Genomic DNA, 14,612 nt, shown 5'->3' with positions numbered 1-14,612 from the left:
TCCTAAAAGAAGGGAGGAATAGCCATGCAATTAGTTTGTTTTAAAATAGTAAGTGGTCAGTATTTCTTGTTTGTAGAAGGTATTCAAATTCCTGTACCAATTCCAGCAGTTGCTGCAGCTTTATTAATTGGTTTAGGAGTAATTCCACTTTGTTCTTAATGTAAGGAATTCGGATCATTCCTATCTTTCAATTGGAAAAGCCTCAAGTATATGAATACTTGAGGCTTTCTTTATATCAAAGAAAAAACACCTTACAGCGCTTGAAGATCTCCTGATTTAACTAATGCGGCCGTTACATCATCACCGAAAGTATTGAGACAGAATACTTGCTCGTCTACCTTATCCATTACTGTAGCTTCACCTATCTCGCCACCTTGAAGTTTAATAAAATAGTTATGTTCTTCTAAAATTTTACTAAAATCTCTATTTGCCCATCTTTCAGTAATTGCTAATAGCTCTTCTTTATTCTTGAAATTGTTTCCGTTTAGAATGTTTCTTACTTTCTCTGCATTCTTTTTAGACATAGGAATTGCTCCCTTTCCTTCACACGCTTTTACTTTTTGATGAGTCATGCTATGCATAGCTGAAATAACTTCTTCTTCAGCAGAAGTTACTGTAATGTGAAGTTGTGCATTTGAACCTTTAACTTCTGCTTCATTCGATAGTATGTCTTCTTTATCAACCTCTGCAAAAACATGGTCCTCACTCCCAAGCGGGACTTCAGCAAACTGTAACATTCCATAAGTTATACCAGTTGCAAGTACTACTACCCCTATAATAGATGCTAGCCAATACGTTAGCTTCTTGTCCATCTTCATTTCCCCTGTCTTCGTTTAAATATCTTAACTAAATAATACCATATTTAATTCCTTTTTATTGAAGAGTCTCTAATTTCTACTATTTAAAAATATTCTCATCGTCTAATGCAATACGATATAATCATTTTATAATACAAAAAAATCATATTCTCATTCCCTATTTTTTTGGAGGTGATTGTCTTGAATAAAAACATCAATCTACTTCTTCAAATAATAATTGGAATTATAATCATGATCGCACCTATTCTCATAACAGGATCTATATACGATGTCACTAAATCATTTGGTGAACTATTAGTGGCAGAACTTATTATAAGAACACTTTCTCTCATTATTGGACTTTTAGTTATTAGTACGGCTTTGCATCGTTATTCTCAATAATTATTCATGTTCAAAAAATACAAATATTTTACATACCAATTCTTATGTATAAAGACACCCAAAACAAGTGTTACGAAAAAAATATAAAAAAGACATCTTTTCTAGGGAAAGATGTCTTTTTTATATAAACCTTAATGTTCGTTCTGTAAAACCCTCGCTGCCTTTACTCCTTCTTTCTCTTCTTTTAAGAATAACGATACGATAAATGCAACAATAATAAAGATTAACCCAAGTGCAAATGCACCTTGGAACCCTGACGTTAAACCGTTTAACTTCTCTACTGGATCCAGTGGATTTGCGGAGCTTTCCATATAGCTAGTTGTTCCTGAAGACATTTTCGATATGAATATAGCTGTACCAATTGCGCCAGCTACTTGTTGCAACGTACTAAATAGTGCTGTTCCGTGCGGATATAAATCTGGTGTTAATTGATTTAAACCGTATGTTTGTGCTGTCATGACAAACATGAGTCCAACCATTAATACGCTATGCATGACAATAATTTGTACCATTGATGTATCAGGAGTAATGCCTTTAAATAAGAACATTGCAATTCCTACTAAGACAATGCCGGGAACGATAATAACTTTCGGACTAAATTTATCAAATAGTTTACCTGCGATTGGTCCCATTATGGCGCTAATAACACTTCCCGGAAGCATGATAATTCCTGATTTAAAAGCTGTAACGAGTAAAACGGTTTGCAGGAACATCGGTAATAAAGTCATCGTTGAAAATAGCGACATCATCACAATGACAATTAATCCAACTGATAATGTAAACATCGGAACTTTAAATGCTCGTAATTCTAAAATTGGATTCTCAATTTTCAATTGTCGAACGGCAAAAATACATAATGAGATAAGCCCAACAATTAAAGTGCCATACACTTTTGCATCGGACCATCCTAAATCACCCGATGCACTAAAGCTATACACAAGCCCGCCAAATCCTAATGTCGATAAAAGGATAGATGGGTAATCTACTTTTGGCCTTGTTAACTCTGAAACATTTTGAATGTACTTCATCCCAATCATAATGGAAATGATCACGATAGGAATAACAATATAGAATAACCAGCGCCAATTTAATGAATCCACAATTACTCCAGATAATGTAGGACCAATTGCCGGAGCTGCCATCATCACAAGTGCGATTAATCCCATTGTCGCACCACGTTTTTCAGGCGGACAAATAATTAAAATCGTATTCATTAATAACGGTGTAATTAATCCCGTCGCTACAGCTTGGACGATACGGCCGACTAATAAAACGGAAAATGTCGGTGCGAATCCCGCAATTAATGTACCAGCTAAAAACGTTACCATAGCGATCAAAAACATTTGTCTCGTTGTGAGCCATTGCTGAAGTAACGCTGTAATTGGGACTAAAACCCCAACTACTAACATGTAAGCTGTAGAAAGCCATTGAATCGTTGAAGCCGTTACGCCAAATTCTTTCATTAATACCGTTAACGCATTACCAAGTAATGTTTCATTTAATAACGCAACCATTGCCCCTAAAAGTAATGCAATTAAAATGGGGGTATGTTTCATATTAGAAGTATCAACTTTGCCACTTACAAGGCTCTTAGTTGTCATATTCATTTACAGATTCTCCTCCTGTTTCTTACTTAAAAAACTTTAAATATACCTGAACATATGTAATATAATATACATATGTAGATTAAAAAGGGAGAATCAATTTTCAGCCACTGTATATTTAATCTACAAAAAAGGAGAAGTGTAGATGAATGATAATGAAAAACAACTTGATTTACGTATTAGACGTACACATAAATTACTGTGGGATTCCTTATTTGAATTAATGACGCAATCAAAACAGAAATATAGTACGATCACGATTAACCAAATATGTGACCGCGCGATGGTACACCGAACAACCTTTTATAAACACTTTGAAGATAAAGATGCTTTATTAGCATTTGGATTTAAACGATACAGCAAGATGATTGCTGAAATACCAGTTTCAGATCGATTAAGTAAACCATTTCAAGTAATGGAACAATTTCTACACCATGAAGAAATCGGTAAAATATTAGAGACACAAATGTCTGATGAACAATTTATTAACCGGACACAGTATTTAAGTCACGAAACGAGAAAACAAGAAATAGAAGCGTTACATCAACTGCGCAAAAATCATACGATGCCAAATGATTTAATCATTGAATTTTATTCAGGGGCAATCACCTCATTAAGCGCATGGTGGTTTAAAAATGAAAGAAAAGTTTCTGCTGCTGAAATGGATAGGTATCTTCACCAACTTATTAACCAGGATATTTTTCAGTTTGAAAAAGAATAAGACTACACCTTTTCAATCATGGAATCAAATTGACCACAAAATAGGAATATGATATATTTTCCGTAGAATACTATATAAGTGTGACAGCGAATAAATTGGCATATAATAAAAAGAAGAGATGCGCTAACATCTCTTCCTTAACTGCTACCGTATAGGGTGGTGGTTATTATACGTTATTATTTTTTTACGAAACCCACCCTTTTGCTTCCTACGGCGCGGAGTGGTTTTTTTGTTGTCCTTACCCAGAAGTTGCTTCCGCAAAAAATACGCTGAAACTTCACGTACAGTCGCTTTCAGAAACTCTTTTACAAGATTAATCAAAAACTCCATATTATCACCCCCTTTCCTTCCAAATGGAAAGAAGGGATAACCACCCACCCTCACAATATGCAGTTACATATATTTTATCAAATGATTGTAAAGATATTATGTAAACAAAACAAATGAAGTTTTACATAGAAAAATATGAGTTTATATTATTTTCATTCTCTTCAATTAGATTTTCTTTTTAGATGCTATCTTCAAATAAGGTAGCATCTAAAAAACGTTAAAAGGAATTTTCTCCCTAGTGTCTTCTTATATTTTATGTAATCTGCGTATTTAACCTTTTCTACGTTCTTTAATTACTTACTGAATATAGTCATACAGATTTTTCGCTAACAATAAACAAGTTACTGTAATGAAAAGAGCACGAACATACCCGCTTCCTTTTTTTATAGCGAATTTGGAGCCAACAATCCCTCCAGCAATTTGAGCAATCCCCATTATGAAGCCATACACATAGTTTACTTGTCCTACATACATAAACATCAACAATGCACCAACGTTACTTCCTAAATTAAGAAACTTCGCCGTACCTGCTGCTTTTAAAAAATCATACCCAATAAATAAAAGAGCGAACATTAAAAACGAACCTGTGCCAGGCCCTAGAAATCCATCATAAAAACCAATAGCAAAAATAAAAAAGGTAAAAATAATGACGTGTCGACCAGACAATTTCTTATGAGTGGAAATACTTCCCCAATCCTTCTTGAATATCGTATAAATAGCGACCACACCAAGCATGATCAGCATTAATGGCTTCAGTACTTCTGGATTCATTAAATGAACGGTCCATGCCCCTATTATGGAACCTATAAAAGTGATTGGAAATAATTTAAAAGCCGATTTCAAATCAAGATTACCAGAACGATAAAACACAATATTACTAGTTGCACTCCCCATTGTCGATGCTAATTTATTCGTGGCTACTGCACTTGCTGGATTCAATCCTGTAAATAATAAAGCTGGTAAAGCAATGAGTCCACCACCACCTACAACTGAATCAATAAATGCAGCTACAAATCCAAAAACAATCAAAATCATTAATACAGATGGGTCTAAATAAAAATCCATACTAGTAGCCTCCTCTTTAGTCACTATTGTAATAGTAACTATGAATTTGCTAAATGTAAAGAGTTATTGTAACGTTGAAATATAAAGTGAAACTTTAATCAGTGGGGGGGGTGTTCATCCCCCACTGATTATTAGTTGAACCAATCGGGCTTTTACGGGCAGTTGATTCCCACCTAACTTCTTTGCTTCCGCTGAATTTTGAGGTGGGGGTCTTACTGCCCGTTAAAGCGGGATAAATGCAAACATCGGAGGACGAAAAAAGTGGACTACATAGTGCAACAGCTTAAAAAAATTGGTTTCAATGAATATGAAGCTAAATCTTATGTATCTCTTGTTAAACAAGGGCCTGTCACAGCCTACCAAGTGAGTAAAGATTCGGGTGTCCCAAGAGCGCGAATTTATGAGATTTTAGGTAACCTTGTAGAAAAAGGAATTGTCATGAAGGAAGAAATAAATGACACCACTCGCTATTCACCTCTACCTGTTGAAATCTTTTTACAGAAGGCGCAAACAGAATGGCAGTCTACTTATGAAGGAATAAGTGATTCATTAAAAAAACTAGAAACTTCCGAGGAAAAAACGGATAATCGAGTGATTACTTTAAAAGACAATCAAACAATCATTAGCTATTGTCAGGCATTAATAAAAAAAGCAGAACGACGTATTGTCATTTCAATGTGGGATGAGATGTATGAAGCGTTAAAAGAAGATCTATCTGAAGTAGCTGATAAAGTTACAATACAAGGTATTACCCTGCATGTTGAAAATCCAATTAAAAATCTAGAAGCCCATCGCATAACACCTTATACAGAAACCTTGTCTACAGAACATTGGTTTATTTTATCGATAGATTCTAAAGAGATGATTTATGGACCATCACTTGAAGAGCGTAATATTGCTTTTTATACAGATGACCCCGTTCATATATACTTATTAGAGGATTACGTATGGCATGATGTTTTAGTGAATCGACTTGTCCGACGTAGCCAAGATGACTTGCAGCAATGGATCACTGCGGAGAGAAGATCTTTCTTTATGGGGAAATAAGGAGTATATTGAAGAGCAAATCAAAAAGTTTGCGTATTAAACCTAACAACTTCTCCTTATAAAAATAGCCAACTATTACATAATAGTCGGCTATTTTTATATAAATTTATACAGACACTGCCATTTTCCCTTTGCAAAATATTCCCATTAATGCAGCGATTAATGAGATAAACGCTTCTCCCACTCTTTCACCTTTTCAATTGTTACATCTAATTTCTTAGCCACTTCCTCTATACTCATTCCTTTAAAGAGCATTCCAGCTGCCGAAAGGGCTTTATCAATTTCTTCTTGCTTCTCCTGTTCATATAAACGGCCCACTTTTGTCATCCGTAACCACTCCTTTACTTTTTTCGCGTAGTCTTCATCAATAAATTTATCTGTAGCTACAAGAATTCCGGCAATAACTTGAATTTGTTCTTGCTCATCGGAGATACATTTTGCTACTTCTATCGTCTTCTCAATTAAAATTTGTCTTTTTTCTCTGCTATGCATAAGTGGTACAAGTATCAATTTCATGGTTTCTTCATCCGTCAAAGATTTTCCTTCTTCCATTTTTTTAATAACCTTTTGAAGGATAGCATCACCATTATATTCGCTTAGTAAAACCGCTTTGGAATTTAAACGTATACTAGATACATCTATTTCTTCTATTGGATTCATTACCTCACTTGTATAAATAACCACGATTCGAATATCCGGTAACTCTTTATTCTTATTATAATAACGATACATAATTTGATTTGCATAATCCATATACTTCAAATGGTTTTCAAGGAAACGGGTATTACTTTCATACTCTAACATTAAAATTGAACCATCTTCCATTTCAAATAAAGTATCTGAGCGCCTTTGATCTGCACGAACTCTCGAGAATTCATTTAATAACAGCTCTTTTATTTTTGGAAAGCCTTTTAATCCATATGCTTCAAGCCCTTTATCCCTATAACATTCACTTAAAAACTTCATAAGAATATCTTTATTATGATAAGAAATATCATTCCCTGCCAATAGCTAATCCCCCTTAACTATTAGTTACCATTTTCTTTATTATATAACTTATGAAATTAGCATTACAACTTTGGTTCACATGCAGATACTATTTTCAAAACAACTTGCCCTTTCACTACTTTACCCCCTCCACAAACTGCCCAAACTCCTTCAAAAACCTCAATTTAAAACTCCCCACAGGCCCATTCCGATGCTTTGCCACATGAATCTCCGTCATCTCTTTCTGCACCGTTTCCTTATCATAATAATCCTCGCGATACATAAGCATAATAACATCCGCATCTTGCTCAATTTGTCCTGTCTCTCTTAAATCAGATAAAAGAGGGCGCTTATCTTGCCGTGCTTCTACCGAACGAGATAATTGTGACAATGCTACTACACAAACATTTAATTCCCGCGCTAATAACTTAAGCTTACGAGAAATCTCACTAATCTCTTGAAATCGATTTCCCTTATGCTTCGGATCGCCCGTAATAAGCTGCAAGTAATCTACAATAACTAAAACCTTCTTATCACCATGCTTCCTCTTTAACTTACGAGTTTGCATCCAAATATCTTGCACCGAAATGCCCGCGTTATCGTAAATCTCAAGCGGTAACTTCCCGATTTCCGCAAACGCCTTACTCACCTTTTCCCAGTCCTCTATCGCAAAACGATGCTTCGGATTTTTTAGCCTACCTCCCGACACTTCACTTACGCAAGACGCCATCCTTTTCAGCAATTGCTTACTACTCATCTCTAACGAAAACAATCCTACCGCCGATCCAGACTTCGCCGCATGCAGTCCAACATTTAACGCAAACGCAGTCTTCCCCATAGAAGGTCGCGCACCAAGAACGACAAAATCACCTTCCTGAAGTCCACATGTCATTTTATTTAGCGATGTATAACCAGTCTCAATACCAGTAATCTCTTTCGCATCCTGATGAAGCTCTTCATATAAATCAACTAGCGCATCCTTCAAATCAAACTCACATACACAGTCCTTCTCCTCTAACTCACAAAGTGCCGTAATCGTCTCACCGATAACTTTCTCACTCTTCTCCGCAATAAGACGCTCTCCCATCCTGTGCCCGATAACACCAGCCTGATACATTTTCCAGGCACCTCGAACAAGCCCCTCATAATAAGAGAAGTTGCTAGTAGTAGGCACACCATCCATTAACCCTATAAAATACTCCATTCCCCCGATCCCCTCTAAAAACTTCGGATCTACCCGAGAAATGAACGTCACAAGATCAATCGGTTGCCCCTCTCCTTCCATCTTTCGCATTAACTGAAATATAGACTTATGTACTGGCATAGAAAAATACTGCTCCGTCAAACGGCACTCCTTAATAAGCTCTCCATCAATTAATAGAGAACCTAACACCGTCTTCTCCGCCTCTACATTTTGAATACTCATGGCCGCCACCCGCGCTCCGCTAAAAAGCGCTGCAACTCTTCCTCAGATGGCGCATTCTTCTCCCACTCCTCACACCTCGCCAAAAACTCCTCCGTCTCCCCCGTACTAACAGACGACTCCTTCTTCCTAAAGTTCGCCGTATCTGCCTCAACCTCACACAATTTCGTAAACCCTTTCCCGTGCCAGCCTCTCAAAATGCCCTTCACATAAGCAACCGTCCGCTTATTATTCTCAAACGCAATTTGAAGCGCCTTCAGCACAAGCTCCTCTGACAAATCTTCCATCCACGCACTCAGTTCCTCTACCGCATGAGGGGACAAACTACCGAAATGTTGCTCATAAAAAGAAAACACGCGACTTCCCGTTTCTTCCTCTATAACCTCTTCTTCCTCTGTCTCCTCACAAACTGGATCTGGCTCAACATCATCCACAGCTAAATCACTCGGCATACCGAAATGCGCTAAAAGCATCGGAACATTCAGCTCCTCCTCTACGCACTTCTGAAGAAACATATGTATAAACTCCTTATTCTTCACACCCTTAAGCTCACGTAGCACACACTTCTCCACATTCGTATTCGTCACAGGATTATAACGAAGCCAATTCAAAACGAATAACTCCCGAGTATCCGCATCATACAGAATCTTCCCATAATCAATGAAGCGCTGCACAAGCTTATCAACAGTCTCCCGATTATAACCCGTCTCCATCTCAGCTAACCGCTTCGGAAAAGGAAAAATCCCACACTGCGTCGTCTTCGAACAAGTTAATAAGTACACATAAAAATACCGCTCCTCCGGCGTCAAATCCAAAACAAAATCATCCTGCCAAAAATTCACCTGCACAGTACGATATACCGCCATCCCAATTCCTCCCGTCCTAATTCAAAAATGAAAAATTCCTCTTTGTACTATATATAGGAAGGAGGGCTGGGTTTTTGGCGTGTTATTTCAATTTTTTTTGACTACTACTACTACGGTGTTTGTTGGTGTTTTTGTTTTGTTGTGTTTTTTCTTAGTGATTTATTACTTGGTAGGGGCTTGTAAGGGGCTTAGGAGGGGCTAGTTATCGGTTTACTTGGATTAGGAAGACTCGATCTGAGAAGCCACCTCGTTCTTCTGCTTTCTTTTTACGGATGTTATTAATTTCTTCTAGTGTTGTGCCTTCGTGTTCGGCTAGGGCGTTTATTAGTTCTAGTAGGTCGGATAGTTCTTCGAGTTTATCGGGTTTTGTTTTTGCTTTGATGTATTCTGTTAGTTCTTCTTGTGTTTTCTTGCATAGTTCCTCTATGTATTCATCTTCGGGTAGGATTCTTGTTGTGGGTGTTTTTCCGTTGGATTTTATTATTTGTGGAATTTTGTTTCGGATTAGTTTGTTGTGGGTGGCATGAGATTTTCCCGCTAATCAGTTGATTATATCTTAGATCCATTACACTAATGGATCTACAGAAACCACTACTCTTTTCAGCTACTTTTAAATACATCTATAAAATAAATTATTGTAAAACCAAATATAATTTCGTCTTAAAAATCCACATCCCATGGTATAATCATCCATATGATTTTATATTTAATTTCTTATATTCTAGTGATATATAAACAAGAGACAGAATACATACTATTTGCTTAGATTAGACAAAGATAATTACCGATAAATTTAATTTAAAAATCACAGACACGCATTATAATGAATAAGCTCTAGTCTATGCTCTATCACCGACTGAAAATGAAGATATACACAATACTCTCCCCTTCTTCATTAAAACAAACCTAATAATACGATCAGGAATAAAAGTAACTTTATATAAAATCACTATTCTTGCGTTTGAACTAATCCAAATACACAATAAACACCCCATTGTAGCCAATTAAATATAGAACCCTTTAGGAAGTTATCGTCAAAACATAATTCGTATTTAATGGTACTACAATTGGTATACATGGAATTGAAAAGACTTTAAAACATAGGTTAATCCCTAGATTAAGATAAAAATTTATATAATTATAACTAAAGGAGAATTACACTATGAACCAAGCAACCAATATAACTCAAACAATAGAATTTACTGTTGAAAATGGAATATTGACTGAAACTATTATAGAAAAAGGACAAAAAATACAATTCCATAAATTTACTACTTACTGTAAAGACGTACAAGGGACTAGTAAAGAAGCTAACCCCCGTAAACAAGATATCTCTAAAAAAAATAAGGTAGCTAATAAAATTCGTGAAACATTGCTTGATCCTGAAATTTCATTTCACACACGTAATAAGGGCATAACATATTTTGCGGAAGACATAGAGGTACAGGATCTTGGAAATGGTACTTCTACGGTTAAAATTTTCTTTGCTGATCCGTCCTCTCAAGGAAGTGTAGATGGTGGTCATACTGAACTTGTAATATTAGATGAGATCGGAAACTATCCAGAGTGGAAAAAGGTTAATATTGAGGTCATGACTGGAATTAAAAGCCCATTTACTCACGTTTCAATTGCGGAATCTCGGAACACTGGAACTCAAGTAACTGCCGAAACATTAGATGAACTAAGTGGTATGCATGATATTTTGAAGAATCACCTTTCTAATACATCATTTGGTGACCGTGTTTCCTATAAACAGAACGAGCATAAAGAGGATGGGAAAAATCTAACGATTACACTAATAAAAAAGTTTTATGAGACATTCAATATTCGCGATTATGCTGATAAAGACCCTAAAGGAGTCTACAGCTCTAATCAAGGTGTTATTAATAAATATCGTAAAGAATATGAAGAACATGGAAATACTACAGGAAATGTTTATGAAAAAATGAAATATATTTCACCTGATATATTTAAATTAACATATTATATTCACAAAAACTTTAAAGACTTATATAACAAACATGGAAAAGGAAACTTTCTTGCCAATAAATGCGCTGATTTTAAAGAAGGCTCCCGCAAAGAATTGGTACTATTCGGTCAAACCGATGAATATTTAGATTACAAGGTACCAAATGGCCTTTTATTTCTTGCTCTATCTGGTTTCCGCCAATTTTTAACAGAGGACAAGCATGGTTATTATGCTTGGAAGTTTGATATTTTTGAAAGCGAGAAGCAAGAAGAGTTATTAAAAGTAATTTTTGAAATCCTTGCATCTGGAATGAGAAATCATGATAATAATCCTCAATCAGTAGGTAAGGATGCAATGCTATGGCAATTAGTTAGAACACAAGTACTTATGAAGGCTTACATGAGTCAGTGGTTATAATAATTCTTTTAATAAACATGCCTAGGTCGAAAAATGAGTCATCCTTTTACATGGATGACTCATTTTTATATAATTAATACCACTTCTTGAGTCACTCCTAATGGATTCACAATATGTTGTATACATTCACTCACACCTAAAAGATTTATTACTGCATTCATTTTTTCAGAAGTAAACTTATTCATAAAAAACTACATCTTCAATTGTTAGACTGCTTTTTTCTTTCTCCCTATTAGTTAACACCAATATCTTCCACTAACATTACTGGTGTACTAAATTCACCACTCATATTGAGTTATAAATCAATATGGCTACTGGTTTTCCCTTAACAGTAACACTATCTTTTCTAACACCCTTAAATTCACTCAAAATAACATTTCTTGTATTTCTAACAATACTATTTAGAATTTTCAAACATATAAAAAAACCTAATCTTATTTTTCATTTAAGATTAGGGTATGAGTTTAGATGTTGATTGACCTGTCGAACAAACAAGTCCATGTCATTAATAGAGAGCGAGTTTCTATTAATATATAACTTGAATATCTTTTCAATTGAAACATAAATAAGAATTATCGGATTCGCCCCTATAAAATTCAAATTTACAAATCCAAAAGGTTTAAATAATTCGTCTTGCTCACTCTTTGGGAATAAAAATATACTCCGAAATATTTTCTCCTTTTTATAATGGAATGCCTTTTCATAAAGTAATTGTTTTGCAACGTCATTAACATCTGGATTATTTACTAAATTACCATCTAAAAATTCTATCAAATAATATTTGGCATCTAAAATTAAAAAATATTCCTGATCAATTGACGAAAATGTTTTTATTATATCAGGCCTAAAAGTTTCTTTTTCTTCAGATACATTCGTTCCAATAATATTGGTCCACCTAGGTTTTTCAATCTCATTAACATAGTTATCCTTCTCATTATTAAAAATATAGCTACATACGTCTTCCCATACCATTGCAAATGATCGCGTACCATATAAAGTTAAAAGGTTAGACTTAGAAAAATTAGATTTCCTAGTTAATAAGGTTATCAAACTTTTAAGCAATTGTATGTTGCTATCAACATAGGTTTCATTTATTTCCCTATAGATAATTTTTTTAAAATATTCTACATTACCCAATTTATTTATATTAAGCAAAGAGCGTTCAATTTTTATATTATTATATCCTAAAATAGTTCCAAACATTTCAAAACAAAAATCTACAGCCCATTTATGAATCTCTCGGATTATATTATTTCTTTCAGTAACTGTTATCAAATTATATGTGTTTAGGTAATACGGGCGATTTTTCAAAAAATGAGGAGTAATTTCATTTAGAGTTCTGCTCCATTCAATTTGTCCTTCGCCATTTTCCATTGAAACCTCTTCACTCTTTTCATAGTATCCATATCTTGCGAAGTTAGTTAAAATGTAGTCTGCAATTATAAAATCACTTACTTCTTCATTGTCTATATTAGAAATAAGAAATTCTTCTTCCTTATTCTTTGTATGCTTTTTTGTATATAACCTAAGAAGTCTTAAGATATCCGCCATCAAATTTCCCCTGTTATTTTTTTGTTTTAGAGCGTATTTAGGCAGTACAAAGATTACATTTTCCCTATAAAAAGCAACTCCTACAAATTTAAATGTTATTTCCTTCCCGTTTTTTATATGAACACATACTCTCTTCTTTATCAATTCATTAAAAAATTCTTCACCTATCTTATCAATAATTTCCGCTATACGGAAACTTTCAGCTTCATAAAAATAAATCACGGATTCTGTTAAATTCATGTATATTTTTCCCAATCCCCTTTTTCACTTAAGTCAAATTTCTCTTTTTCTCTCCTGCTCGATGTTTTGCTTTAATCAACAACCTCAAACTCAAGATCATCTAATACAAATTTAAATATATTTTCTTTCCCATCTTGATACTTTTGTACTACATCAGATAATAAATTATCAATAAAAATTTCATCTGAAGTACTATGTCTTAGCACATCTTCTTTAAGATACAATAATAATTTATTAATAAAAATATCATGCTCATCCTGACTTGCTGAACTACTAGGTAATTCATTTTCTTTAAGAAAAAAAGGACCTAATAACTTATCTTCAGACACATATTCTTTAAGCCTTTCATTTATTTTCTTCCTTAATTTATTCCAACTAATAGGATTCTCATGAAATTTAAAGTATATTTTCCAAGAATCAATAATATTTTCATTTTCATTTAAAGCCATATATTTAAAGGACCATCTTCTTTTAAAAGCGGCATCTAGGGGTAATACTCCCTGATCACTACTATTCATTGTTGCCCAGATATACAAATTAGCAGGAATTCTTACCTTATTTCCAGTATTTAAATTTTTTATAATTCCATTTCTGCTCTTTAAATAATTCATCACGTCTGCATTAAATGTTACTGAGTATTTGCTCTCTCCTTTTTCTCGGTCTAAAAGTTGGAAAACATCCCCAAAAACAGACGCAACATTAGCACGATTAATCTCTTCAATTAAAAGTACAAAGTTTGATTTAGGGTTTTCAATAGCTCTACAAAGCATTTCTATAAAAGGACCAGGAACAAACTGATAATCTATTAAGGGCTCATATCCAAATTTAGTAGTAAAATTTTGTGAATAAATGGTATCTGAATTGTTTTCCTTATACAATGGTACTGGCTTGTAACTACCAACAAAATTACCATAAGAATATGCCGGATGAAAAGTTATTCTTGTATGCAAAGAATCCTCCGAGAAATAATCTTTTATATAACCCTCTAAATAATTACTTTTACCTGTACCAGGAGCCCCATATACTATTAAGTTATGAGGAATGTTTTTTTCTTTAGGAATCGGTATAACAGGATATCCAATGTCTCTTAATATCGAATCCCTTATCTTTTTTTCCAAAATAAATGCCATAATAAACTCCTTTATTTTATAATAATAAAACTTATTTATACCCAAAGAACAAATAAATTATCT

At 34.4% G+C, this 14,612-nt stretch carries 15 protein-coding genes; 5 read left to right on the top strand and 10 right to left on the bottom strand.

Going from position 1 to position 14,612, the window contains the following annotated elements:
* The first annotated feature begins 24 nt into the window (after nt 1–24).
* Entirely contained in the window at nt 25–159 is a 135-nt protein-coding gene (locus tag BCG9842_RS31775; RefSeq protein WP_001177693.1) for a hypothetical protein, read from the top strand.
* Nucleotides 160–251: 92 nt separating this feature from the next.
* Here BCG9842_RS31775 and BCG9842_RS04700 read toward each other — a convergent pair whose 3' ends face one another.
* Complete coding sequence (locus BCG9842_RS04700; protein ID WP_000358711.1) at nt 252–812, bottom strand: PRK06770 family protein; 561 nt, start codon at nt 810–812, stop codon at nt 252–254.
* 186 nt (nt 813–998) lie between these two features.
* Between BCG9842_RS04700 and BCG9842_RS31190 the strand changes: the two genes are divergently transcribed.
* Entirely contained in the window at nt 999–1,199 is a 201-nt protein-coding gene (locus BCG9842_RS31190) for a hypothetical protein (RefSeq protein ID WP_001038824.1), read from the top strand.
* Nucleotides 1,200–1,330: 131 nt separating this feature from the next.
* Here the strand turns inward: BCG9842_RS31190 and BCG9842_RS04690 are convergent, their stop codons facing one another.
* Complete coding sequence (locus BCG9842_RS04690; RefSeq protein ID WP_001057509.1) at nt 1,331–2,806, bottom strand: MDR family MFS transporter; 1,476 nt, start codon at nt 2,804–2,806, stop codon at nt 1,331–1,333.
* A gap of 142 nt (nt 2,807–2,948) precedes the next feature.
* Between BCG9842_RS04690 and BCG9842_RS04685 the strand changes: the two genes are divergently transcribed.
* Nucleotides 2,949–3,524 carry a TetR/AcrR family transcriptional regulator gene (locus BCG9842_RS04685; RefSeq protein ID WP_000999304.1) on the top strand — a complete coding sequence of 192 codons (576 nt, stop codon included), beginning with the start codon at nt 2,949–2,951 and terminating at the stop codon, nt 3,522–3,524.
* 144 nt (nt 3,525–3,668) lie between these two features.
* Here BCG9842_RS04685 and BCG9842_RS04680 read toward each other — a convergent pair whose 3' ends face one another.
* On the bottom strand, nt 3,669–3,854 hold the full coding sequence (locus tag BCG9842_RS04680) for a hypothetical protein (RefSeq protein ID WP_000394866.1): 186 nt from the start codon (nt 3,852–3,854) through the stop codon (nt 3,669–3,671).
* A gap of 297 nt (nt 3,855–4,151) precedes the next feature.
* On the bottom strand, nt 4,152–4,919 hold the full coding sequence (locus BCG9842_RS04675) for a TSUP family transporter (protein WP_000348433.1): 768 nt from the start codon (nt 4,917–4,919) through the stop codon (nt 4,152–4,154).
* A gap of 261 nt (nt 4,920–5,180) precedes the next feature.
* Between BCG9842_RS04675 and BCG9842_RS04670 the strand changes: the two genes are divergently transcribed.
* Complete coding sequence (locus BCG9842_RS04670; protein WP_000384618.1) at nt 5,181–5,966, top strand: TrmB family transcriptional regulator; 786 nt, start codon at nt 5,181–5,183, stop codon at nt 5,964–5,966.
* A 159-nt stretch (nt 5,967–6,125) separates the two neighbouring features.
* On the opposite strand, the gene BCG9842_RS30920 is transcribed toward BCG9842_RS04670, so the two are convergent.
* From BCG9842_RS30920 to BCG9842_RS29220, 4 genes are all read right to left on the bottom strand, one after another.
* Entirely contained in the window at nt 6,126–6,974 is an 849-nt protein-coding gene (locus tag BCG9842_RS30920) for a hypothetical protein (protein WP_000908107.1), read from the bottom strand.
* Between the two features lie 115 nt (nt 6,975–7,089).
* A complete protein-coding gene (dnaB, locus tag BCG9842_RS04660) occupies nt 7,090–8,379 on the bottom strand; it encodes a replicative DNA helicase (RefSeq protein ID WP_000027307.1) in 1,290 nt (429 codons plus the stop codon).
* Nucleotides 8,376–9,242 carry a DnaD domain-containing protein gene (locus BCG9842_RS04655; RefSeq protein WP_000312169.1) on the bottom strand — a complete coding sequence of 289 codons (867 nt, stop codon included), beginning with the start codon at nt 9,240–9,242 and terminating at the stop codon, nt 8,376–8,378. The genes dnaB and BCG9842_RS04655 overlap by 4 nt, the downstream gene beginning before the upstream one ends.
* 202 nt (nt 9,243–9,444) lie before the next feature.
* Nucleotides 9,445–9,747 (bottom strand): nucleoside triphosphate pyrophosphohydrolase, encoded by a 303-nt coding sequence (locus tag BCG9842_RS29220; RefSeq protein ID WP_079997295.1) that lies wholly within the window; start codon nt 9,745–9,747, stop codon nt 9,445–9,447.
* Nucleotides 9,748–10,404: 657 nt separating this feature from the next.
* Here BCG9842_RS29220 and BCG9842_RS04650 point away from each other — a divergent pair.
* Complete coding sequence (locus BCG9842_RS04650) at nt 10,405–11,628, top strand: AIPR family protein (RefSeq protein ID WP_001070661.1); 1,224 nt, start codon at nt 10,405–10,407, stop codon at nt 11,626–11,628.
* Nucleotides 11,629–12,069: 441 nt separating this feature from the next.
* Here BCG9842_RS04650 and BCG9842_RS04645 read toward each other — a convergent pair whose 3' ends face one another.
* Together BCG9842_RS04645 and BCG9842_RS04640 are read right to left on the bottom strand one after the other, a co-directional pair.
* Nucleotides 12,070–13,419, bottom strand: a complete 1,350-nt coding sequence (locus tag BCG9842_RS04645) for an LlaJI family restriction endonuclease (RefSeq protein WP_001054533.1) — start codon at nt 13,417–13,419, stop codon at nt 12,070–12,072.
* 71 nt (nt 13,420–13,490) lie between these two features.
* A complete protein-coding gene (locus BCG9842_RS04640) occupies nt 13,491–14,549 on the bottom strand; it encodes an AAA family ATPase (protein WP_012614753.1) in 1,059 nt (352 codons plus the stop codon).
* Nucleotides 14,550–14,612: the final 63 nt, after the last annotated feature.

The sequence above is a fragment of the Bacillus cereus G9842 genome (assembly GCF_000021305.1).
Lineage (GTDB): Bacteria > Bacillota > Bacilli > Bacillales > Bacillaceae_G > Bacillus_A > Bacillus_A thuringiensis_S.
This window is presented reverse-complemented; position numbering and strand designations above follow the sequence as displayed.